This is a genomic window from Chitinophaga sp. W2I13 (genome assembly GCF_050434005.1).
GTDB lineage: Bacteria > Bacteroidota > Bacteroidia > Chitinophagales > Chitinophagaceae > Chitinophaga.
In genome coordinates, this window is sequence record NZ_JBNPWD010000001.1 from 1679279 (window position 1) to 1703996 (window position 24718).

Here is a 24718-nt window from a genome sequence, read left to right on the forward strand (position 1 = left end):
AGCTAATGATGGGATTGCTCTATAGAACAAAAGGCGATAAGGTTATCTGGACGGTAGTATTTTTTCTATCGCTGGTAAGCCTGCTTGCTGTATATAGTGCTACCGGCTCACTCGCTTACCGCGAAAGGGGCGGCCATACGGAGTATTATCTCCTGAAGCAGCTCACGGTACTGGTAATGGGATTGCTGATCATCTATTTTGCACACCGTGTGAACTATACGATTTATTCCCGCGTGGCACAAATCGGTTTCCTGGTATCCATACCATTGCTGATGTACACACTGGCCTTTGGGTCTAATATCAATGAAGCCAGCAGGTGGATCAAGCTGCCGATCATCAACCTTACCTTTCAAACATCCGATGTGGCTAAACTCGCCATATTCATGTATGTAAGCAGGCAATTATCAAGACGGCAAAACCTGATCAATGATTTCAAAAAAGGATTTCTGCCCATCATTATACCGGTAGGCATTATCTGCGCACTGATCATGCCCGCCAATATGAGTACCGCACTTTTGCTGGGTGCCAGCTGTATGCTCCTTTGCTTTATTGGCAGGGTGCCTATCCGGTTCCTGGCCTCTATGGTGGCCGCGGGAGCGGTAATGGTAGTGCTGCTTTTTGGAATCGCCAAAGTAACCGGCATGGAGATGCGTACGAAAACATGGGAAAAACGTATCGATAACTTCCTTCATGGTGATCATACAGAAACGCCCTACCAGGTGCAACAGGCCAACATTGCCATTGCAGGCGGCGGTATTTTGGGAAAAGGACCCGGCAACAGTACACAACGTAACTTCCTGCCACACGCCTATTCCGATTATATCTACGCTACTATTATAGAAGAATATGGCATGTTTGGCGCTTTCCTGATACTGGCGGCTTATATGATTTTATTACTGAGAAGTATCAGGATTTATAAAAGATGTCCATATGCTTTCGGGGCATTCCTGGCAGTAGGACTCAGTGTAACATTGGTCATACAGGCGTTAACCAATATGGCGGTAAACGTACAGCTGTTCCCGGTTACAGGGCTGCCACTGCCTTTGGTAAGTATGGGTGGTTCCTCTGTATTATTTACCAGTATGGCCATCGGTATTATATTAAGTGTATCCCGGAACGTGGAAGAGATGGAAGGTAAACAGGCAGAGAAAGAGCGATTGGAAAGAGTTATTGCGCAATCGGAAACCGCTGCAGTCGCTTAATACGTATTTATAACAATAATTGTAATCAGGAATAGAACATGCAACGCAAAGTGATCATAGCAGGCGGCGGTACGGGGGGACACATCTTCCCGGCGATAGCGATCGCGAATGCGTTGAAAAAAATAGAGCCGGACATCAACATTCTTTTTGTGGGCGCCACGGGGAAAATGGAAATGGAGAAAGTGCCGCAGGCAGGGTATCCGATCGAAGGACTTGAAATAGCTGGTTTTAACCGCAGCAATATTTTCAAAAATATCCTGCTGCCGTTTAAAATATGGAAAAGCCTGCGTCGCGCAAAGGCCATCCTGCAACGCTTTCAGCCTGATGTGGTAGTAGGTGTGGGCGGGTATGCGAGCTTCCCCATGCTGAACAGGGCACAGAAAAACGGTACGCCTACCCTGATACAGGAACAAAATTCCTTTGCGGGTAAAACGAATAAAATACTGGGCAGGAACGCGAAAAAGATCTGTGTGGCATACGATGGTATGGATAAATTTTTCCCGTCAGAAAAACTGGTGATGACCGGCAATCCTGTGAGGAACAGCATTTCCCAGTCGGCCGTAACACGGGAAGATGCCTTGCAGCATTTCGGACTGAGTACGGCAAAGCAAACGGTTTTCGCCGTGGGAGGAAGCTTGGGCGCCAAGTCAATAAACGAAGGATTACAACCACTGTTAAAAGAATTAGTGGCTAAGGATATACAGCTGATCTGGCAAACAGGGAAGCCTTATTACGAAACAGCGAAAGCTGCCGCGGCGCCATACGGATCGCATATCAAGGTATACGATTTCATCAACGTAATGGACTTTGCCTATAAAGCGGCTGATGTAGTGTTATCAAGGGCCGGCGCACTGGCGATTGCTGAATTATGTGTAGTGAAAAAGCCGGTAATATTTGTGCCCTACCCGTTCGCGGCAGAAGATCATCAAACGTCCAACGCCATGAACCTGGTAAACAAACAGGCGGGCCTGATCATTAAAGACGACCAGGTGCCATCACAACTGGGCAACGTGCTGTTCAGCCTTTTGCAAAATAAAGCGCTGATGGAACAACTGGAAAGCAATATCGGCAAGCTGGGAAATCCGCACGCGGATGTGACAATTGCGAACCAGGTTTTAGGAATCATTTAGAAGAGATTTTTTAGAAGAGTATATGGATTTGAACAACATACAAAGGGTTTATTTCATCGGTATCGGTGGTATTGGCATGAGCGCCATTGCACGCTTTTTCAATGAGAAAGGGGTGCAGGTAAGCGGTTATGACCGTACCTCCACAGCGCTCACAAAGCAGCTGGAAGCAGAAGGTATGCAAATCCATTATACAGACGATATTAACTTAATCGACAAAACCGCTAACCTGGTCGTATATACGCCGGCGATTCCAGCTACTCATACGGAGTTGCAATGGCTGCGCGATAATGGTTATGAAGTAGTAAAGCGCAGTGATGTGCTGCAGGAAATTACCCGTTCCCTGTTTGCTATCACCGTGGCAGGTACGCATGGCAAAACCACGGTATCTACCATGATCGCCCACCTGCTTACCGACAGCGGTTATGGCTGTAACGCTTTCCTGGGTGGCATCAGCGTGAACTATAATAAAAATTTCTGGAGCAGCGATAAGGCGGTCGCAGTAATTGAAGCAGACGAATATGACCGTTCTTTCCTGAAATTAAGTCCGGATATCGCGGTGTTAACTGCCATGGATGCAGATCACCTGGATATTTACGGCACTCCGGAGGCAATGGAAGATGCTTTTATCCAGTATACGCACAATATTAAGCCCAATGGCACGCTGATTGCTAGGTTCGGCCTGCATCGCAACAAGGAGCTCAATGCAACAAACAAGTTGTTGTACAGTTTACAAAACGATGCTGCCAACGCTTACGCCTCCAACATCCGCATGATCAATGGCGGATATGAGTTTGATGTAATGCATCAGGACTGGATGATCGATAACATTTCCATGCACATTGGTGGTATGCACAACGTGGAGAATGCAGTAGCAGCTATTACAGTAGCACACCTGCTGGGAATAGATGCGGCTAAAATCCGTGCAGCCATTGGTAATTTCAAAGGGATCAGGCGGAGATTTGAATATGTGGTAAAAACAGATCAGCAGGTATATATCGATGATTATGCACACCATCCGGAAGAATTGCGTGCATTGATCACCAGTGCAAAGGCATTGTTTCCAGGTAAAAAATGCACCGTTATTTTTCAGCCGCACTTATTTACCCGCACCCGTGACCTCGCGGATGGCTTTGCAGAAAGCCTTTCCCTGGCAGACGAGGTGATATTACTTCCGATCTACCCGGCGCGTGAGCTGCCGATAGCCGGTGTTACCAGCGAAATGATTGCAGATAAAATAACAGTACCTGTAAAGATTTTACCGAAAGAAGCAGTAGCGGAATACCTGGACAAACAGGACGTGCCATTACTGATTACCGCCGGAGCGGGAGATATAGACCAGTTAAAAGAACCATTGGCTCATCTTCTTAAAAATAAAACAACACAACATTAAAAATAAAAAGCTTGTCTAAAACTACCACAATATTAAAACGACTGGGTGTCGCCGTTCTCTGGGGAATGGTGCTCACAGGCTTTACAGTATTGCTGGTGGCGGCTATACAGGACAAGGATGCCGGTAAATGTAAAAGTATACAGGTAAAATTTGAGGGGAAAGATGATAACTTTTTTATCGAATCAAAGGATATCAAATCTTTGATCACGAAAGATAAAAATCTGAACCCGGTCGGTAAAAGTATTGCCGATATCAATATCGCTCAGCTGGAATCCATTGTAGACCAGGATCCCTGGGTAAAAAATGCGGAGATCTATTTTGACAACGGTCAGCAGCTGAATATCAAAGTAACACAACGCGAACCGGTAGCAAGGGTATTTACTTTCTCAGGGAACAGCTTTTACCTGGATGGCGCCGGCGAACATATACCGGTATCCAGTCGTTACGCAGCCAGGGTGCCCGTATTCACAGGGTTTCCCACGGATGCAGAAAAGCTGCAGCAACCCGACAGCCTGTTGGCAGCGCAGATAGTAGATATGGGTACATACATTGGTAAGGATCCTTTCTGGATGGCTCAGGTAGAGCAACTCATGATCACGGGCGACCGCAGGTTTGAGTTCATACCGAAACTGGGAGACCAGGTGATTGCATTCGGAGAAGGTATAGACATAGAAAAAAAATTCACCAAACTGCTGGCTTTTTATAAGGAAGGATTGAATAAAGTAGGCTGGAATAATTATACACGCATCAACATCGCATTTGAAAACGAAGTGGTGTGTACCCGTAAGGATGGCGTTGTTCCATTGCAACCAGTGATCAAAACGGATAGTTTGAAACTGGCCGATGCAGATGAACCGCCGATAGCGGACAGCGAAGATTCAACGACGGTAGCACCGGTAGTAGCAAAACCGGTACATTCCGAACCTGCCAAACCGGTAACTAAACCGGCACATGCAGCGAAAGAAAAGGCTAAACCGCAGAAAGCAAAGGTGAAGAAAGAAAAAGCAGCTGCGCCGGCCAAACAACAACCTAAAGCAGTGTATAAGCCAGGGAATAAATCTGTTAACACATCAAAAAAACAAAAAACGCCATGAATCAGGAAGCTCCCATCATTGTAGGACTCGATATAGGTACTACGAAGATTGCTGCCATTGCAGGACGGAAGAATGAATACGGGAAACTGGAAATCCTGGGATTCGGTAAAGCTACATCGTTTGGTGTACAGCACGGTATGGTGCTGAACATTGACCAAACCATTAAAGCTATCAGGCAAGCACTCGAGAATTGTTATGCATCCAACCCTAACCTGGAAATTAACGAGGTATATGTTGGTATAGCCGGTCACCATATAAAAAGTTTGCAAACCCGTGGAGATATTGTACGCAATGACACTGATGCGGAAATATCCCAGAAAGACATCGACCAGCTGATCAACGATCAGTACAAAACAGTTATTCCCGCGAGCGATCAGATCATCGATGTGATTCCGCAGCAATATATAGTGGACAGCCTGCAGAACATCACTTACCCTATCGGTATGTCCGGGGTAAAGGTGGGTGCAAACTTCCATATTATTACCGGCGACAAAAACGCCATCCGTAACATTAACCGCAGCGTGGAGAAATCCGGTCTCAAAATCCGCGACCTGGTGCTTCAGCCACTGGCTTCTGCTGCAGCGGTAATGTGCGACATGGATTTTGAAGCAGGTGTAGCCATTGTGGATATTGGTGGTGGTACCACCGACCTGGCAGTATTTTATGAAGGTATATTGAAACATACCGCCGTTATTCCGTACGGTGGTGAAAACATTACCAACGACATCAAGAACGGCCTGGGTGTATTAAAAACACAGGCAGAACAGATGAAAGTACAGTTCGGTTATGCCCTGGCAGATGAAGCCAAAACAAATGCCTATATCACGATCCCCGGATTAAGAGGTCAAAGCCCCAAAGAGATCTCCGTGAAGAACCTGGCACACATCATCCAGGCACGTATGAGTGAAATACTCGATTTCGTGGTATATCATCTCAAGCAGATCGGTATGGATAATAAAATGTTGAATGGCGGCATCATTCTTACTGGTGGCGGTTCTCAGCTGAAACACCTCATACAGCTGACAGAATACACCACCGGTGCAAGCGCCCGTATAGGATTCCCCAACGAGCACCTCGCAAGCGGCCACATAGATGAATTAACAAAACCTATGTATGCTACCTGCGTGGGCCTGATCCTGAAAGGCTACAACGATTTTGAAAACGATCGAAAAGCACTCGAAGAAAATTATGTAAAAATTAATACCAGCTATCTGGCCAAAGAACAAGCTGCTCAATCGGTAGCTTCAGCCGAAGACTGGATAGAAGAAGAAACCCCCAGCAGTCAGGAAATACAGGACCGGAAAGCAAAAGAAAGAAACGCCTCATTGAAAAACTTCCTGGACAAAATGAAAACAAAAATCATTGATATGTTCACCGAAGAAGAAGATGCAAAACTTTAAAAGTTTAATGGCGCAATTGTTGCAAAAAGCAAACGTTTAATATAATAAGAATTAAGAACGATAATTAATAATGACAGGACAAATGAACCATAGTAACATACAAGCATACACGCACTTAATTCTTAATAGTTCATTATTAATTATTCGTACTAACCCATAAAAGTATAGAGTCATGATACATTTTGATCTTCCTAAGGAAAAATCTTCCATCATCAAAGTCATCGGTATCGGTGGCGGTGGAAGTAATGCGGTGAATCATATGTATAGCCAGCGCATTGAGGGGGTAAATTTCATTATTTGCAATACCGATGCACAAGCTATTGCTAATAGCCCGGTTCCCAATAAAATACAGTTGGGCCCGCACCTGACACAGGGACTTGGCGCCGGTGCAAATCCTGAAATCGGGAAACAGGCGACGGAAGAATCCTTTGAAGAAATCAAAAAAATACTGGAGGTAAATACCAAAATGGCCTTCATTACTGCCGGTATGGGCGGTGGCACCGGAACCGGTGGCGCTCCTATCATCGCACGGATATGTAAGGAACTTGGTATTCTGACCGTTGGTATTGTTACCACTCCCTTTTCTTACGAAGGAAAGAAGAGAATGCTGCAGGCTGATGAAGGCGTTAACCGCCTGAAAGAGTATGTAGATACCCTGCTGATTATCTCCAATGATAAATTACGTCAGAAATTCGGCGACCTGAAGTTCAAGGCTGCTTTCGAAAAAGCAGATAACGTGCTGGCTACTGCCGCCAAATGTATTACCGATGTAATCAACTCTACCGGTCAGATCAACGTGGATTTTGCCGACGTTTGTACCGTTATGCGTAACGGTGGCGTAGCGATCCTCGGTGCAGCACTGGCAGAAGGCGAAAACCGTGCACAAAGGGCTATCGAAGATGCATTAACTTCTCCGCTGCTGAACGACAACGATATACGCGGTGCTAAATGGATCCTCATCAATATCTCTTCTTCTGAAGGTGAATTTGAACACACCCTCGATGAAATGGATATTATCCAGGCATATGTACAAAGCCAGGCGGGTGAAGATTGCGATGTGATCCTCGGTGTTGGCTACGATCAAACACTCGACAGGCAACTGGGCGTAACCATCATTGCTACCGGTTTTGAACAAAAACCCATTACACAGCAGAAAATCACACCCTCCAACCCGGAGCGCGTAGAACCTAAAATTGTAATGCAGTTAGGTAAAGATGGTGACGAAAAAAAGATGAGCGTACAACAGGCACAGGGCACCTTATTCCAGGAGCCGCAAGACCTGATGGCGCCACGCCTGATGGAGCCGGTAGTAAGTCATCCTGAGCCTGTAATGGCTTATACGCCACCGCAGCCACAACAACAGGCGCCTATTGCTCCTGCACGTCAAAACTATGTGCTGAACATACAACAGGTACCACCTGCACAGCCACAACAGCCAGACCCGCAGCAGATACAACAACAAATGCAACAGGCGCAACAGCAACAGATGCAGCAAATGCAGCAACAGCCTGTTCAACAACAGCCTGTTCAGCAAGTGCCACCTGCACATACACAACAGCCTGGTGTAAATATCATTCAACCGCAAACAGGTAATGCGGCCGGAGGATATTTAAACAGACCTGCACATATTTACGTGGAACCAGGCGCTCCTGCTCCCGAAATGAAAATGGTATTTAAAGAGGAAGAAGAAAGTGCGGTAAACGTACCTCCTGCTCCTCCGGAAGTGCCTATGCAACAGGCTTACGAAGACCTGGAAGAACAGAAACGCAAACAAGCGGAAAGAGTGGCCAAATTACGCAGCATCAGTTTCAATGTGAAAAACATGGACAACAACGCGGAACTGGAAAACGTACCTGCTTACCTGCGCAGAAATGTGAACCTGGATAATGGTGCTGGCTCTGCTGAACACCTCTACTCCAACTATACGGTGAGTGGTGATCAGGGCCCTAATAATCATACGGAAATCAATACGATCAATACCTTTTTAGATGGGAAAAAGCCCGATTGATGAACACATTTGATTGTTTTTTAGTTGTGTTAAAAAAAGTCCTCCGGTTCCCCGGAGGACTTTTTTTATGATACTTTTATTCAATTAAAGTTCGTTCAACCCTTGCTTGGCTGTATTCAGTATTTGAGCTGCTGGTGTGGTTTTCAGCGTTTCTTCCTCGAAAGGCTTTACTAAATTATCCAGCTTACTCAAACCCGCCGCGTTGCCGCTTTTTGTAAATGCTTCGCGCAATATTCTAATCTTTTCATAGTCCTGTATACCTTCTATCAGTCTTTCATAACGGATAGAAGACCTTGGTCCCGGATATACGAAATAGGTATCTCCTGCAGCCCATGAGCGGAAACGGGAATCATGCAGCGGATCTGCAACCCAGCAGTTGAAAGCCCAGCGCAAATACCCGTTATATCCTTTGTTTGCAGCATGCCAGCCCATAAAAGCTGCTTCTGCAGGTGGGGAAAAAGTAAAAGTATTGGGGAATCCTTCTGTACAACAGGTGTAAAAAGTAGTGGGCAATCCCTTCTCTAAGCGGGTTTTCATGATGTTGGCAGGAAAAGATTCTTTCAGTGCAATACAGTAATCATGTATTTCATTGGCCAATGGTTCATGATAGCTACCCGCCAGTGATAATTTGAAGTCGCTGCTCGCACCACGGATCACTTTCAGTGTTTGCAGCATGTCTTCCATAGGCCGCTCATCCATAGCGATAGCCGTAATATCAAACCAGCCCTTTGCCTTCAGGTGCTTTACAAAATCAGTCAGCATAGGCTGCCAGTGTTTTGTATATTCCGCAGAGCCAGGCTTCGCTACAATAAAAGTATCCTTTGCAGCTGCCTCATCATAATAATAGAACTTCAGGTTCCAGGGGATCATGCTGTAGCAGTTGATTTCCTTCCGGATGCCCTGGTCCATCATAAACTGCACCCATTTATCAAAGATGCTGTAGTCGTATGTCCAGCTGCCATTTTTCTTCTTTGTCCATTTTACCATTGTGCCATAAATGTCCTGTGTCTGGCTATTCCAGGGATCATAAATAATGGTGGTAGTGATCACTTTCTGACCTGCATTTGCCAGCATTTTCATGTAAGGTTTCATAGCTTCGAAGTGTGCATTACTCCAGGGCTTTACGCCATATACGCGTGCTATTGCATAAGGGCTCTGCCACAAATCAAGATGAAATTGCCAGTCTTTCGGAGCAGGCAGGGTATGTTCCAGCACGGTTACTGCAAAAGGCATATCCACTGTGGTAGCGCCTGATTTTACACTTACCGAGCATTTATATATGCCGGCTGGTGTGTTTGCCGGCACCTGAACGCTTAGCCATACCGGCTGTGTAGTACTGGCGGCAATAGTGCTTTTATTGATGATATCAATGCCATCTGCCACGAGCGAGGAGTCGTAATCCTTCGGGTTGCGGTGCCCGCAGCCGCCGCCGTCTTTATTCAAACCATCTGTGAGTACATATCTAACAAAACCGGTAGTGACTGCCGAAGCCGCAATTTTATTGCCTTTGCTGTCCTGCAGTACAGATGCCCGGAGGCTTACTTCGGGCTGCACAGTGGCAGACCAGATCACCAACTGGGTATGGACCCTTTCGCCTTTCCATGCTTTCGTTTCCCAGGTTGGCGTTAATCTGCTGTTATCGGGTGCATTTCTTTTTTCATAACGGGTATCTGCAGTACCGAATGCAACGTGAAGCCTGGTGTCATTAACAGCCGCCCAGGACGCTTTATTAACGGGTTTGGGATCGGGCAGGTCCCTGTAGCCAGCGGCGGGAGATATTTGCGCCCATACGTTTTGTTGCAGTGCCAGCATTACCAGCACGCCAAAAAATTTGTTCACCATACTAAAATTTAGCGTTTTCAGATATTCGGATAACGTGATTTGTTCACTGATCACCGTCATCCAGAAACCTCAATATCTATAAAAAAAGTGGATTTTTCCCTTTAAAGAGGACGATCGGTTATATAAAACAGAAAAGCCGGATCATAATAAGATCCGGCTTTTCTTGTTAAAGATTTATATTAATGTACGATCCGCTTCAGCTGCAGATTGGTGACCGGCGCTACCACCAATGGGTATTTCTCGATGGTCACATAGCTGGAATCCAGTCCAAAGCCCCTTTCTTCTGACAAACTGATCTTTTTCAGGAAGAAATACATCTTCATCACCATTCTTTCATACAAAGGCAGGTCGTTGTCGTGCGACAGGAATTTCTCCATAACAATAAACTGGAAGTCACCCACCACATTATTCTTACTCAGTGATTCATAGCGGCTGGTGATATTTACTTCCTTGTTACGAACCATATCTTCCACCACCATTCTGAACATCAGGTTAATACGTTGTTCCACTTTGAAGCCCAGGCGAAACTCTACGCGTATCACTTCGTTTGGAATAATTGTTTGTACAGAGTATTCACTCAGGTAAGGTTCGTCTACCACATCCACGTGTACAAACCAGTATATATCCGCCCGTTTGGGTTTTTTATTGAGAATTGAATAGATGATCTTATGTTCTATTTCTTTCGGATTATCGGCACTGCTCATATACACCAGGTGGGTAGCGTATTTTGGAATGGAGGTATCATTGCTCAGTTCCTGGATGATAGGCAGATAATCTTCCAGTCGCACAAATTCCACGTAACGGTTCTTGATCTTACGCGATTTGAACCATACAATCATCACGAGGAAGAGTGCGCCGGCTACAATAACCGTTACATAACCTCCGTGCATGAATTTAATCACATTGGCGAAGAGGAATGAAAATTCTATGGTGAAATAAACGATGAGATATAGCAATATCCAACCTACCCATACCCGCTTTGTATAAAGGTAAAAAGCGAAGAGGCAGGAGGTCATGAGCATACAGATAGTGATGGAGAGGCCATAAGCCGCCTCCATATTCGACGATTCCCGGAAGATCAGCACAATGGAAACGCAACCTACAAACAGCATGGTATTGATACCGGGAATGTAGAGCTGTCCTCTTTCTTCTGTAGGATAGTTTACCCGCATTTTGGGCCACAGGTTAAGCCGCATGGCTTCTGCAATAAGGGTAAAAGAACCTGATATGAGTGCCTGACTGGCAATTACCGAAGCCAGTGTGGCAATTAATACCCCGAAAATGATGAACCATTCCGGCATAATGGTGAAGAATGGGTTCTGATCTTTTGGCAGGATCTGACCTTTTTGCGTGAGCAGCCAGGCACCTTGACCGAGATAGTTCAGGATAAGACATGTTTTAACGAAGATCCAGGATACCCGGATATTGCCTTTACCGCAGTGACCGAGATCAGAATAAAGGGCCTCCGCTCCGGTGGTACAAAGGAATACAGCTCCCAGGATCAGGAATCCCCGGGGATAAGTAGTTAAGAGTTCAATGGCATAATGGGGACTAAATGCTTTTAAAATGCTTAAATCATCTGCTACATGCGAAATACCAAGGATTCCCAGCATCGAAAACCACAATACCATGATGGGGCCAAACATCCGGCCAATGGAAACGGTACCGAACTGTTGCATAACAAAGAGTCCTGTAATAATGGTCAGCACTATTTTGACGATGGTCAACTGGCCCAGGTCTTTAAAGACTTCCAGCGTCCGGAGACCTTCAATGGCGGCAGTAACAGTGATGGGTGGGGTGATGATACCATCTGCGAGCAGAGCGGCGCCGCCAATCATACCAAAAATCACGGTCCATCTGGCGTGGCGTCTTACGAGTGCATAGAGTGAAAAGATTCCGCCTTCCCCCTTATTATCTGCCCGGAGGGTGAGGATAACGTATTTAACGGTAGTTTGAAGGGTTAGTGTCCAGATGACACAGGAAATACCTCCAATTACCAGCAGATCGCTGATGGGGTTCCCTCCTACGATGGCTTTGAAAACATAGAGTGGAGATGTTCCAATATCGCCGTAGATAATACCGAGCGCTACTACCAGGCCTGCCAGGGATACCCTGTTGATGTTAATTCCCACGTAATAATAAGTTTATTAAAAAAGCCTCCAAAATTAGGGGTAATAATTGACACTTCAACAATATTTCGTACAGGAGTGTTTGCTTCAAAAAAAAGTCCTCTCCCGAATGAACGGGAGAGGACTTTTTTTAAGTTATCATCTTAATGAGTGATACTGATTAGTTAGCAGGAGCTAAGTCAACAGTGCCAGACTCACCAGGAGTGTTTTGTTTGATGAAACGACCGCGGTCGATACCTTGTTTGTCAGCCAGGTAGTCGATTACTGAGTCAACACGACGGCTGCTCAGGTCAACACCACCTTTCTTACCTTTAGCACCTGCGTGACCGGTAACCAGTACGTTGCAGGAAGGGTTAGATTTCAGGGAAGCTGCAACAGAAGCCAGGATAGCTTCCTGATCGTTACCTATTTTGGTAGAGCTGCCTTTGAAAGAAACGCTAGGCAGAACCAGGCTTGCGCAAGGCGCAACTGGAGGATTCTTGCAGCATTCTGGATCTGGGCATTTACCAACACCATCAGCATCAACTGGCTGGCAGTAAGTAGGAGTGATCAGTTGTTTGTCTTTGTAATCAGGAACACCGTCACCGTCAGTATCTTTAGCAACACCGTGAACATCCACTGGTGCACCTGCTGGGGTGTTAGGTTCGCGATCGAACTGGTCAGTTACGCCATCGCCATCAGCATCAGGCAGAACCGGAGTTGGAAGTTTCATGTGACGTGGGTTGCTCAGCTCGCTGTAAGCATATTCCAGTGGGTTGATCCACCATAATGGCTGTACACGTTTAGCTGGGTTACCCAGGTTGAAGTTCAGACGTACGCTTGTGTAAGAGTAGAAATCTTTAGAAGCACCGCCTGGTCCAGCATAGCCGTCCATGTATGCATCGAAAGGCATAGTTACTTTTTCTTCAATACCGATGTTGAAACGTTTAGAAACTTTAAACGCAACGCCAGTACCTACATCCAGTGCATGACGGAGTAACTGGTTGTCGTCGTTACGGCCGATGGAAATACGGTTACCCTGAGAAGGAGCATTTTGCTCGTATTTATCATCTCTCAGATCTTTGATCTGTTTTCTGATATCACTGCGTTTTGCATTGAAATTAATACCGGAATAGTTATAGCCATTTCCGCTTGCATCTAATGCATCAACGTCAACGTCAGCCATTACGATAGAGTAACCAGCCAGTAAATACCAGTTAACCTTAGGTTCAGCTCTGTAGAACAGGATGTTGCTTAAAGAAGCAATCACATCCAAAGACAGCTGATGGTTTTGAGACTTGTAGTTAGGAACAATCATGCCGCCGTTTAAAGCTGCAGTTCTTCCCCATGGATTGATACCACCTGCAGCCTGAGTAGGACGCAGTTTGTAGTCCTGACCCTTATCGATGGAACCGATGTACTCAGCTCTCAGGGAGAAAGTATGTCCCAGTGCTTTTCTCAGGGAAACACCGCCACCAAAACCTGGTTGAGGAGGAACGGTTCCGCTGATCAGGTGTAAACCACCACTAAAACCCAGTTCCCACATATCTCTCGGTTTAGCCGGGAAATTTGATTGGTGGTTCGTGAAGTTATTTTGTTGTACCATACGCTTGCTAGACACTTTGGAGCTATCCAGAGCATCGTAGCCGGTTGGTTGAACCTGTGCAAAACTAGTAGATGCTGATAGTAAACCCACAGCGCCTGCCAGTAATAAGTACTTTTTGCTTGCCATAATTGTTTTTTTTATTAAAAACTGTTAAAAATTTACTAATAACCCGTTTTTTACCTAGCAAAGGTAAATATCATAAATGAATATACAAATTTTTCTTGCAATATTATTTTCATTGATAAGTCCTTCAAAATTAGAGCTTAAATGAAAGTATTTATATACCTTAATTCCAGTTAAGTTAAAGATCTGTATAACTCGTGTTAAAGGATTCCTTAACTCGTGTTAAAGGAATGTTATACTCCTTATACAAATTAAAGGCCAAAATGTTAAAATGTGATTTATAAAAGTTAGCTTAGCAATCCTTTTTTATTTAATACATGGACGATATTAAACACCTGATAGGTAAAGAATTACAGGATTTTGAAAGTAAGTTCGCAGATTCAGTAAAAAGTCATGTGCCGTTACTGGACCGGATCATGCATTATATTGTAAAGCGAAAAGGGAAGCAGATCAGGCCCATGTTTGTTTTATTATCCGCCAAACTTTTCAGTGACAATATCCAGGAAAGCACTTATCGGGCCGCCGCTCTGGTGGAACTGCTGCATACCGCCACCCTGGTACATGACGATGTGGTAGATGATGCCAACGAACGCCGTGGCCTGTTTTCCATTAATGCCCTCTGGAAAAATAAAATAGCGGTACTGGTAGGCGACTACCTCCTTTCAAAAGGACTACTGCTGTCTCTTAACAATAATGATTTCCGAACTTTACAGATATTATCAGAAGCTGTTAAAGAAATGAGTGAGGGAGAACTGCTGCAGATCGAAAAAACCCGCAAACTGAATATCAAGGAAGATATTTATTTTGAAATTATCCGCCGCAAAACCGCTTCATTACTGGCTTCCGCCTGCGCTGCCGGCGCATGGAGCAGCAGCAACGATGACCATACCACCGAACAAATGCGCCTTTTCGGCGAAAAAGTAGGCATCGCCTTCCAGATTAAAGATGATCTCTTCGACTATGGCTCCGCCAAAATCGGTAAACCTACCGGCATCGACATCCGGGAAAAAAAAATGACCCTTCCGCTTATCTATACCCTGGAACATGCTTCCACTGAAACACGCAGGAGGATTATTAATATCGTCAAAAATCATAATACAGAAAAAGACCGGGTAGAAGAAGTTATCCGGCTGGTAAAAGCATCCGGTGGCATTGACTACACCAGGAAAAAAATGTTTGAATACCGGGATGAAGCCCTTACCATCCTGAATAAATTCCCTGAAAACGCTGTCAGAAACGGATTAGAATCCCTCGTACGATTTACAACTGACAGAACATTTTAGTAAGAATAAAAAATAATGTAATATGCGGAAGAAGCGAGAAGCTTAAGCCTTTAAAATATAATAATGCAAAAACGCTGGACAGTAAAGGCATATCAACCAAACCAGGAACAGTTACTACAGTCATCATTACGCATACATCCGTTGTTATGCCGGTTACTGGTACAACGCAATGTGACCAACTATGAGGCTGCCCGGCAATTTTTTCGACCTACACTGGAAGATCTGCACGATCCCTGGAAAATGAAAGACATGGACAAAGCCATTTCCAGGATTGAACTGGCTTTTTTCCAGCACGAAAAAATACTGATCTACGGGGATTACGATGTAGACGGCACTACCGCTGTTGCTACCGTGTACGCCTTTCTGCAAAAACTCTACAGCAATATTGAATTTTACATTCCCCACCGCTACCGCGAAGGATATGGTATTTCCATACAGGGAATCGAATACGCCAGGGATAATGATTTTAGCCTGATCATCGCGCTCGATTGCGGCATTAAATCAATCGAACATATCACTACTGCAAAGGAATGGGGTATCGACTTTATTATCTGTGATCATCATTTGCCGGATGCAATACTGCCGCCTGCCGTGGCGATCCTGAATCCGAAACAGCACGATTGTCCCTATCCTTATAAAGAACTGAGCGGATGCGGGATCGGATACAAACTGATCTGCGCCTTCGCACAAAAAAGAGGCCTCCCCCAGTCGGAAGCCAATAAATTCCTGGACCTGGTGGCTACCAGCATTGCAGCCGACATCGTTCCGATGACCGGTGAAAACAGGATACTGGCTTTTCATGGTCTTATAAAAGTAAATGAAGATCCTTTACCTGGTATCAAAGCACTGATTACACTCAGCGCGCTGAAAGAAAAACTGACCATTGCCAACCTCGTATTTGTAATTGCCCCACGGGTAAACGCCGCCGGCAGAATGGACGATGCCCGCAAAGCAGTGAACCTCTTCATCGAAAACGACGTGGAAAAGGCTGCTGCCATCGCAGCTGTACTGCACGCCGATAACTTCGACAGAAAAGAAATAGACAGCACCATTACCCAGGAAGCAATCGTTCTGTTACAAAATGATGTGGATATTGCACGCAGAAAATCAACCGTGCTTTACCAGGCCCACTGGCATAAAGGAGTGGTAGGCATTGTGGCTTCCCGTCTGATCGATAAATATTATTATCGCCCTACTATCATCCTCACCCAGTCGAATGATAAAGTAGCCGGCTCCGCCCGTTCTGTGATGGGGTTCAATGTATATGAAGCCATCCACCAGTGTAAAGATCTTCTCGAAAATTACGGAGGACATTTTTATGCGGCAGGGATGACCATGAAAACAGAAAATGTAAAAGCTTTCCAGGAACGCTTTGAAGAAGTGGTAGCCCGGACCATCCACCCGGATCAGCTGGTACCGGAAATAGTGATAGATACCGAAATCCATTTCACGGAAATCACTGCTGCATTTTATAATATTCTCCGGCAGTTTGAACCACTGGGACCAGATAACCTACGCCCTGTTTTTCTTGCCAGAAACCTTGTTGACAACGGCTACTCGAAGATTGTAAAAGATGACCATATTAAATTCTCCGTCAAACAGGGGAGATATGGTCCCACTATGTCCGGAATTGGCTTTTATATGGCGGAGAAATTTCCGTTGATGGCAGATAAAAAGCCTTTCGATATGGCATTTACACTGGATGAAAATGAATGGAACGGACAAACGTCGCTCCAGCTGAAAGTAATTGATATCAGGACTGCAGCTATCCAGTAGCTTTTATAAAAGAGAGATGAAGGCAGTTACAAGTGTTGCTTCAGCAGCCAGGTATAAACATCCTGGTTGGCGTAAGCCCTTGTCCAGGCATCATGGCCGCCGTTTGGATATTCCGTATACTGCACATTATTACCCAACGCTCTTAATGCCTTTACCAGGACACGTGAATTCTCCACATTTACAGTAGGATCGTCTGCTGAATGGAAAACCCATATAGGCATGGTTTTCAGATTTTTCATACGGTTTATATCACCTCCCCCGCTGATAGGAACAATGGCGGCAAATTTTTCGGGGTGTGCAGAACTCCAGTCCCAGGTTCCGTAGCCGCCCATGCTCAATCCGGTCAGATACACCCTTTTGGGATCCACATGATATTTGCTGATCACTTCTTTGTATAATATATCAAGGTACTGTGGATTCCACCATCCGCTCAGGCATTGTGGTGCAATTATCACAAATGGCTTTCCTGCTGACACTTTTACCAATCCAACATTCCTTATCATATCAATATTATTCCCCATTTCCCCTACCCCATGAAGAAATATCACGATCGGCCATTTGTAATCTTTCTTCTCGTTATATCCATCAGGGATATAAAGCAGGTAGTTACTGATGTTGCCTCCTTTGGTGTCTATTTTTTTCGCAGTGATGCCTGTTTGCTGTGGAGGAAAAGTATCGCCTGGCGGCGGCGTTACCGGTATAGTATCCCCCGGCCGATTAGTTACCGGATTAGTCATTTCTGTTTTTGAACAGGAAAAAAATGCGAGCGCACTCAGCACAAAGACATGGCACAAAATTTTAATTGCTCTTTTTTTCATATAACTAGTACAAACTAAAGTCCCCCGGCCTATGGCCGGGGGACAGCTTTACAATATTTTTCGTTTCAGTTTTTCTATTGCAACAACTGCAAATAAAAGACCAAAAGAGCAAACACCGTTATTTTTTTTATTGTGCCCGTCTTATTATTTTTTGTCGCCCATCAATTCCACACTTCTATTCACAAATGCTGTAAGATCTGCACCTGTCAACAGGTTCTGGGACAACAGCGCCAGGTCTGCCAGGTTCTTTATCTGCTTCTGTTGCAATGCGTTGTCTCCTTCCTTAAGAATTTGTGTGTATACCGGGTGGTTGGCGTTGATGGTCATATTTATTTCATCAGGCATACTCGCATACCAGCTCATTCCGCCGCCGCCCATGGCTGCCATATCTTTCATACGACGCATCAGCTCCGGACGGGTTACAATTACCGGTTGCGCTTCTGCGCTGAGCCCTTTCATTTCTACTTTGATATTGGGTTGCGTTACCTGGGAGCCAAACAACTCTTTCAAAGCACCCTCCTGTTCTTCAGATAATACGGTAGTAGTATTTTCTTCTCTATCAATCAGGTTATCGGCAATATCTGCATCCACACGGGTAAAGGAAACGTTATCCCATTTGATCTCCATGTTGTTGATGAATGCAGCATCCACCATTGTTTCCATCTTTACTACCAGGAAACCTTTATTTTTTGCGGCCTGCACATAGCTGTCCTGCTGTACAGGGTTGGTAGCATATAATACCACCAGTTTCTGTTCTTTGTTGGTTTGCAGGGCTGCTGCGGCAGTACGGTATTCTTCCTGTGTATAGAATTTACCGCCTTCCACATCTTCCATTATCAGGAACTTATTGGCTTTTTCCATGAACTTGTCGTCGGTCATCATACCATACTTCACAAACAGTCCGATAGAATCCCATTTATCTTCAAAGGAAGCGCGGTCGTTACGGAATATTTCATCCAGTTTGTCCGCTACTTTTTTGGTGATGTGAGCATTGATCTTTTTTACGTTAGGATCACCCTGCAGATAGCTGCGGCTCACGTTCAGCGGAATATCCGGGCTATCGATCACACCATGCAGCAACATCAGGAATTCCGGAACAATATCCTTCACTTCGTCTGTTACATATACCTGGTTGGAATACAGATTGATCTTGTCTTTCTGCATCTCATAGCTCTTGTTGATTTTCGGGAAATACAGGATACCGGTGAGATTAAAAGGATAGTCTACGTTCAGATGAATCCAGAACAAAGGAGGTTCTGCATATGGATATAATTCTTTGTAGAAATTCTGATAATCTTCAGTAGTCAACTCGCTTGGTTTCTTTGTCCAGGCAGGAGTGGTGTTATTAATCTGCGTGCCTTCAAAAGTTACCGGAACAGGCAGGAATTTACAGAACTTTTCGAGGATAGTGCGGATGCGTCCATCTTCCAGGAATTCTTCGCTTTCCTCGTTGATGTGCATTACAATTTCAGTTCCCCTGTCGGCCTTGCTGATTTCTTCCAGTTCATACTCAGGGCTTCCGTCGCATTCCCAACGTACAGCTGGAGCTTCTTCTTTCCAGGATTTTGAAAAGATTTCCACCTGGCTGCTTACCATAAAGGAAGAATAAAAGCCGAGGCCAAAATGACCAATGATATTGGTACCATTTTCCTGTCCTTTATATTTTTTCAGAAACTCTTCTGCACCGGAAAAGGCGACCTGGTTAATATATTTATCCACTTCTTCCGCAGTCATACCGATTCCATGATCTGCAATGGTGATGGTTTTCTTTTCCTTATCTACTCTTACATCAATAGCAATGTCTCCCAGTTCTCCTTTAAATTCTCCCACACTGGCCAGGGTTTTCAATTTCTGGGTTGCATCCACGGCATTACTTACCAGTTCGCGGATAAAAATTTCATGATCTGAATACAGGAACTTCTTGATAATTGGAAATATGTTCTCTGTCTGAACACGTATTGCACCTTTTTGCATTGATATCTGTTTTTTTTGGTAAACTTTTTTCAAAGTGTGTGCCAGCGGGATGAGGGCTGACAAGATGACAACACACAAGTTGAAAAAATATTAAATATGAATATTGCGGCTGTGAATATACACTACCTGGGTTTATCCATCATTGTAATTTAATTCTGAAAAAAGGGCAGTGCTAAAAATATCTATAACAAATATTAAAATAAAACCATATTACATTCCGTCAAATTAACAAAATAATCATATTAAAAAAACCGCCGAAAGGGTTTATTCAGTAGATTTATTGTATCGAAACCCGGATTCCCCAATTTTTCAAATATTACTATGGAAAGACCTCTACTCATCTTCTTATTTATGGCTTTTTTTGTTTGTGGTAATGTAAGCGCACAAACCAATCCGGCTGTGCAGCCATTACCATATGAACAAAATTTTGACGCGTTACCATCGACTGCTGTGATATACCCGGCGGGATGGCAGGGATGGCTGCTCAGCGGCGCTCCTTCCGGCAGCTTTAATACAGCGGCACCGGCATCCGATAAACCAATGATCAGTAACGGCAGTGCGTCGGCTACCGCCAATGGTGTTTATAACTACACCGGCAAACTGGGCTTCCTGAACAGCGGCAGCGCCGACAATTCACTGGTGCTTTCCCTTAGTACCAGCGGACAGCAGAATGTACGTTTAAGCTACGATGCCATGACCATCAGGAATCCTTACGATGGCAACTCCAATACAAGGATCAATGAAATGGTTATTCAATATCGTATAGGCGTAACCGGTACCTTTACGAGTATCAATGAAACGGCCTATCAGAATGACACCATTCCGCAAACCGGTTCAGGTGTTACCTCACCACAGCACCTGGTGAATATGTCAGTGATACTGCCGCCGGATTGTAATAACCAGGCAATACTGCAACTGCGATGGGTAAACCGCCAGATCAGCGGCGCCGGCTCCAGGCCGGGATTTGCCATTGATAACATCACTGCATCCGGCAGTGGCAGAGATACCACTCCCCCCGTAATCACCCTCCTGGCACCGGTTAACGCGGCAGCAGACGTGTCGCCTGTTACATCTCCCGAAATTATATTCAGCGAAAACATAAAAGCCGGTAACGGGTACATCAGGTTGCACAACAGTAACAGCGGAATAACAGACAGTTTTCCGGTGACCGGTAACGTTATTGTAATTAATAACAATGTGCTTACCCTGAAACAAATCCTGCAACCCCACAGTCATTATTACATCACGCTGGACAGTGGATTAGTAAAGGATCTGTCGGATAATAACTTAACAGGTATGGCAGATACCACGCAATGGAATTTCACTACTGGCAGCCAGGAACTCAGCTATAACTTCAACGACTGTACGCCAATTGGCAGCAGCCAGTTGAGCGGGGGTTTCACACAATACAGTGTAACCGGCGCGCAGCTATGGGGATGTACAAATTTCGGTCAGCAGAACAGCAATGGTGTACAGATAAATGGTTACAGTGGCGGAGCTGTTGAAAATGAAGACTGGCTGATATCTCCCGTATTTGATCTCACCGGTTTGCAATTCCCGCTGTTACAATTCAGCAGCCGCACTGCGTTTGCCGGCCCCGCACTTAGCCTGCGTGTTTCCACTAACTACACCGGCAGCGGCGATCCGCGCAGTGCTACCTGGACTACGCTGAATGGCCGTTTTCCTGAACCCGGCAGCGACGTGTGGACGTTATCTTCCGGTATTAATCTCGCTGCCTACAAACAGACAGGCGTTTATATTGCTTTTGTTTATACATCCGGCCCTGCCGTTCAGGCGGCACGCTGGACGATTGATGATTTCAGGCTGACGGATACCACCGCTGCGCCGGCGCCGAGTTTGAACAGCAGTCCTGCTGCTATTGACTTCGACTACGTAAAATCCGGGCAAACATCAGAAGCACAGCGTGTTAGTTTCTGGGCCAATGATTTTACCGGAGAGCTGAAAATCACTGCCCCGGCAGGTTTCATGGTATCAGGTGACAGCTCCAGTTACAGCAGCCAGGTTATTTTCACTGCAGCAGCATTGGCTGCCGGTCCGCAGGAAGTATTTGTAAAATTCGCTCCCACGGCTGCTGATCAGGCTTACAGCGGCCAACTTACCTTCAGCGGTCCCGGTTTCCCCAGCCGTTCCATTGCACTCAGCGGCACATCGTTGCGGTCATTAAAAGTGGTGAACTGGAATATAGAATGGTTTGGCAGCCCGGCTCAAAACCCGGCCAACGATAGTTTACAGCAAGCCAATGTAACTACCATCCTGAAAAAACTGGATGCCGATATTTTTGCGTTGGCAGAAGTAGTGGACACCGCCCGTTTCCGTGCGGTGGTGAGCCAGTTACCGGGTTATAGCTATGTGTTATCTGACTTTGGTTCTTATGCAGATAGTACCACGGATGCTGATTATGTTTCGGCGCAGAAACTCGCGTTTGTGTATAAAACGGCTGTGATCCGTAAAATCAGCACTTACGGCATATTAAGACAGGGAGGCAGCAGCAATGCTTATTATAACTGGTCGTCCGGCAGGTTCCCTTATGAAATGGAGGCTACTGCCAAACTGGGTAATGACTCGGCGCGTATCCGGTTTATATTATTGCATGCGAAGGCTAATACAGGTACAAAGCCCGAAAAGATTACTTCCTGGAATCGTCGCAAAGATGGGTTGAAGGAGTTGAAAGATACGCTGGACGTGCAATATCCGTATAGCAATATTATTATGCTGGGAGATTTTAATGACGATCTGTCAAAAACTATTACAACGGAGTTATTACCGGATACTACTACTTCATATATTGACTTCATCCGCGACAGTATCAATTACCGGCCGTTGACCTTGCCCTTGAGTTTATCGGGTCAGCGTTCCACCGTCAGCTACGCCTCGGTGATCGACAATGTGATCGGTTCCAACGAGGTGGGTGTTGCTTATTTACCGGCATCCGCACGGATACAAACCCAGGTAGCGGGGCTGGTAAGCAGTTATGGTACTACTACCACGGATCATTACCCGGTATTAAGCAGGTATAATCTGGGTATTTTGGGTAATCCTTTACCAGTAGAAAACTTCGATGCCCGGGCCGATGGCGGTAAAGTGCTGGTTAGCTGGCATACGCCTTATGAAATCAACAGCAGCAGGTTTGTGATAGAACGTTCCCGGAATCTCCGGACTTATGAGGCGGTGGACACGGTGGCTGCTCATGGCAGTACCGCGGAAGCATCCGATTATATTTCCTATGATGAGCAACCCTGGCCGGGATTTTCCGCTTACCGGTTAAAAACAATTGGTCTGGACAGCAGCGTAAGGTACAGTCCGGTTAAAATGGTATTGGTAACGGACAAGGACTTCTGGCGGAAGCTGTTATGGTGCATATTTGGCCACCAGTTGCAGTATTGGCTGGATTGGCCCCGCAGTGGTGATGCTAATATAACGTTGCTGGATGTGCAGGGTCGTGTTCGTTACCAGGGCAGAACTACCTTTGTAAAGGGCAGGAACTACAGAACTATCGCTACCGACCAGTTACCTGCGGGCATATATTTCCTGAGAGTGCAGTCGGGTGAATTGGTGCAGGTGACCAAGATTCTTATTAATCAGTGATCTTTTTTGAAAAAACCATGCAAATGAGACGCCGCCCTGCTTACCGGGGCGGCTTTTTATGTATGGGTATCAAGTAATTACGTATTATTCTCTATAAAAGGCAAGATATTTAGGGAAATCGGCCTTTCATGCGTGGAAATAAGGAATAGTTCAGTATCTTTGCGGTCCTAATTTTTTAATTAAACCATTTAAAACAGGGAATTATGAACTACGAATTGATGGTGATCTTTACCCCTGTGCTTTCTGAGGACGACTACAAAGCCGCCCAAAAGAAATTCGCTGATATCATTAAAGATAACGGCGGAGAAATCACGCACGAAAATCCCTGGGGATTAAGATCACTGGCGTATCCTATCCGGAAGAAGACTACAGGAATGTATGTTGTTCTGGAATACAATGCGCCATCCGACCTCAATGAGAAGCTGAAAATCCAGCTGAATCGCGATGAAAATGTATTACGTCACATGATTACTGCGCTGGACAAGCACGCTGTTACTTACAACGGTCGCAAAAGACATGGCGTAAATGCTGAATCTAAAACCACTGAAGCTTAAAACTATGGCAGTTAAACCGAAACAAGAAATCAAGTACTTAACGGCCGTAAAAACCGAGAAACGTCAGAAGAAATACTGCCGTTTCAAGAAGTTGGGCATCAAGTACGTAGATTACAAAGACGCGGAGTTTTTGAAGAAATTTTTGAACGACCAGGGCAAGATGTTGCCACGTCGTATTACGGGTAACTCCCTGAAATTTCAGCGTAAAGTAGCCCAGGCTATTAAGAAAGCTCGTCAAATGGCTTTATTGCCTTATGTTACTGACCTTTTAAAGTAAGAAGTTATGCAAATTATCTTAATACAAGACGTAGATAACCTGGGTCAGAAGAATGAACTGGTTAGCGTAAAAAATGGTTACGCCAGGAATTTCCTGATTCCTCAGAAATTTGCGGTAGAAGCAAGCCCTTCCAACATGAAGCAGCTTCAGGAACGCCTGAAAGTGCAGAAAGTGAAAGAAGAGAAACTGCTGGCTGAAATTGCGAAAGTAGTAGAAGTGTTGAAAGCTTCTCCTGTTAAAATTGGCGCTAAAACCGGTACATCCGGTAAGATCTTCGGTAGCGTAACTGGTGTTCAGATTGCCCGTGCAATTAAAGAACAGAAAGGTTATGAAATTGACCGTCGCCGCATCCACATCCTGGATGATGTTAAAGAACTGGGTACCTACAAAGCTCGCCTCGATTTCGGTAAAGGCAACGAAACCGAATTGGAATTTGAAGTAGTAGCTGAGTAATATTCCGACTTGTTTGGAAAGAAGAAAGTCCCGGGCTGAATCAGCCCGGGACTTTTTTTTGTATCAATATGATT

General features: G+C 45.2%; 17 protein-coding genes. 12 read left to right on the top strand and 5 right to left on the bottom strand.

From position 1 onward, the window contains the following. Nucleotides 1-5: 5 nt before the first annotated feature. From QFZ48_RS06700 to ftsZ, 6 genes are all read left to right on the top strand, one after another. A complete protein-coding gene (locus QFZ48_RS06700) occupies nucleotides 6-1202 on the top strand; it encodes an FtsW/RodA/SpoVE family cell cycle protein (protein WP_370909303.1) in 1197 nt (398 codons plus the stop codon). A gap of 38 nt (nucleotides 1203-1240) precedes the next feature. Beyond that, nucleotides 1241-2332: an undecaprenyldiphospho-muramoylpentapeptide beta-N-acetylglucosaminyltransferase gene (gene murG / locus QFZ48_RS06705; protein WP_429044771.1), complete on the top strand. Its 1092-nt coding sequence runs from the start codon at nucleotides 1241-1243 to the stop codon at nucleotides 2330-2332. Nucleotides 2333-2354: 22 nt separating this feature from the next. After that, a complete protein-coding gene (gene murC, locus QFZ48_RS06710) occupies nucleotides 2355-3722 on the top strand; it encodes a UDP-N-acetylmuramate--L-alanine ligase (RefSeq protein WP_429044769.1) in 1368 nt (455 codons plus the stop codon). An 11-nt stretch (nucleotides 3723-3733) separates the two neighbouring features. Continuing rightward, nucleotides 3734-4816, top strand: coding sequence for a cell division protein FtsQ/DivIB (locus QFZ48_RS06715; RefSeq protein WP_429044767.1), 1083 nt, complete (start codon nucleotides 3734-3736; stop codon nucleotides 4814-4816). Further along, nucleotides 4813-6216 carry a cell division protein FtsA gene (gene ftsA, locus QFZ48_RS06720; protein WP_429044765.1) on the top strand — a complete coding sequence of 468 codons (1404 nt, stop codon included), beginning with the start codon at nucleotides 4813-4815 and terminating at the stop codon, nucleotides 6214-6216. Before QFZ48_RS06715 ends, ftsA begins: the two co-directional genes overlap by 4 nt. A 172-nt stretch (nucleotides 6217-6388) precedes the next feature. After that, nucleotides 6389-8224 (top strand): cell division protein FtsZ, encoded by a 1836-nt coding sequence (ftsZ, locus tag QFZ48_RS06725; RefSeq protein WP_429044763.1) that lies wholly within the window; start codon nucleotides 6389-6391, stop codon nucleotides 8222-8224. An 84-nt stretch (nucleotides 8225-8308) separates the two neighbouring features. Here the strand turns inward: ftsZ and QFZ48_RS06730 are convergent, their stop codons facing one another. From QFZ48_RS06730 to QFZ48_RS06740, 3 genes are all read right to left on the bottom strand, one after another. Then, entirely contained in the window at nucleotides 8309-10066 is a 1758-nt protein-coding gene (locus QFZ48_RS06730; RefSeq protein ID WP_429061689.1) for a glycoside hydrolase domain-containing protein, read from the bottom strand. A 179-nt stretch (nucleotides 10067-10245) separates the two neighbouring features. Next, nucleotides 10246-12198 (bottom strand): KUP/HAK/KT family potassium transporter, encoded by a 1953-nt coding sequence (locus tag QFZ48_RS06735; RefSeq protein ID WP_370909297.1) that lies wholly within the window; start codon nucleotides 12196-12198, stop codon nucleotides 10246-10248. 157 nt (nucleotides 12199-12355) lie between these two features. After that, entirely contained in the window at nucleotides 12356-13906 is a 1551-nt protein-coding gene (locus QFZ48_RS06740) for an OmpA family protein (protein WP_429044756.1), read from the bottom strand. Between the two features lie 314 nt (nucleotides 13907-14220). Here QFZ48_RS06740 and QFZ48_RS06745 point away from each other — a divergent pair, with 314 nt between their 5' ends. Both QFZ48_RS06745 and recJ read left to right on the top strand, forming a co-directional pair. Next, nucleotides 14221-15186, top strand: a complete 966-nt coding sequence (locus tag QFZ48_RS06745; protein WP_429044754.1) for a polyprenyl synthetase family protein — start codon at nucleotides 14221-14223, stop codon at nucleotides 15184-15186. A gap of 63 nt (nucleotides 15187-15249) precedes the next feature. Next, complete coding sequence (gene recJ, locus QFZ48_RS06750; RefSeq protein WP_370909294.1) at nucleotides 15250-16962, top strand: single-stranded-DNA-specific exonuclease RecJ; 1713 nt, start codon at nucleotides 15250-15252, stop codon at nucleotides 16960-16962. Nucleotides 16963-16988: 26 nt separating this feature from the next. On the opposite strand, the gene QFZ48_RS06755 is transcribed toward recJ, so the two are convergent. Both QFZ48_RS06755 and htpG read right to left on the bottom strand, forming a co-directional pair. Next, complete coding sequence (locus QFZ48_RS06755; protein ID WP_429061692.1) at nucleotides 16989-17699, bottom strand: prolyl oligopeptidase family serine peptidase; 711 nt, start codon at nucleotides 17697-17699, stop codon at nucleotides 16989-16991. A 225-nt stretch (nucleotides 17700-17924) separates the two neighbouring features. Continuing rightward, a complete protein-coding gene (htpG, locus tag QFZ48_RS06760) occupies nucleotides 17925-19754 on the bottom strand; it encodes a molecular chaperone HtpG (RefSeq protein WP_429061694.1) in 1830 nt (609 codons plus the stop codon). Between the two features lie 321 nt (nucleotides 19755-20075). Between htpG and QFZ48_RS06765 the strand changes: the two genes are divergently transcribed. The 4 genes from QFZ48_RS06765 to rplI all read left to right on the top strand — a co-directional run bounded on the left by QFZ48_RS06765 (nucleotide 20076) and on the right by rplI (nucleotide 24644). Beyond that, entirely contained in the window at nucleotides 20076-23360 is a 3285-nt protein-coding gene (locus QFZ48_RS06765; RefSeq protein WP_429061695.1) for an Ig-like domain-containing protein, read from the top strand. 203 nt (nucleotides 23361-23563) lie between these two features. Beyond that, nucleotides 23564-23914, top strand: coding sequence for a 30S ribosomal protein S6 (gene rpsF, locus QFZ48_RS06770; RefSeq protein WP_227024404.1), 351 nt, complete (start codon nucleotides 23564-23566; stop codon nucleotides 23912-23914). Nucleotides 23915-23918: 4 nt separating this feature from the next. Continuing rightward, nucleotides 23919-24191 (top strand): 30S ribosomal protein S18, encoded by a 273-nt coding sequence (gene rpsR, locus QFZ48_RS06775; protein ID WP_079470050.1) that lies wholly within the window; start codon nucleotides 23919-23921, stop codon nucleotides 24189-24191. Between the two features lie 6 nt (nucleotides 24192-24197). Next, a complete protein-coding gene (rplI, locus tag QFZ48_RS06780) occupies nucleotides 24198-24644 on the top strand; it encodes a 50S ribosomal protein L9 (RefSeq protein ID WP_079469410.1) in 447 nt (148 codons plus the stop codon). Nucleotides 24645-24718 lie beyond the last annotated feature (74 nt).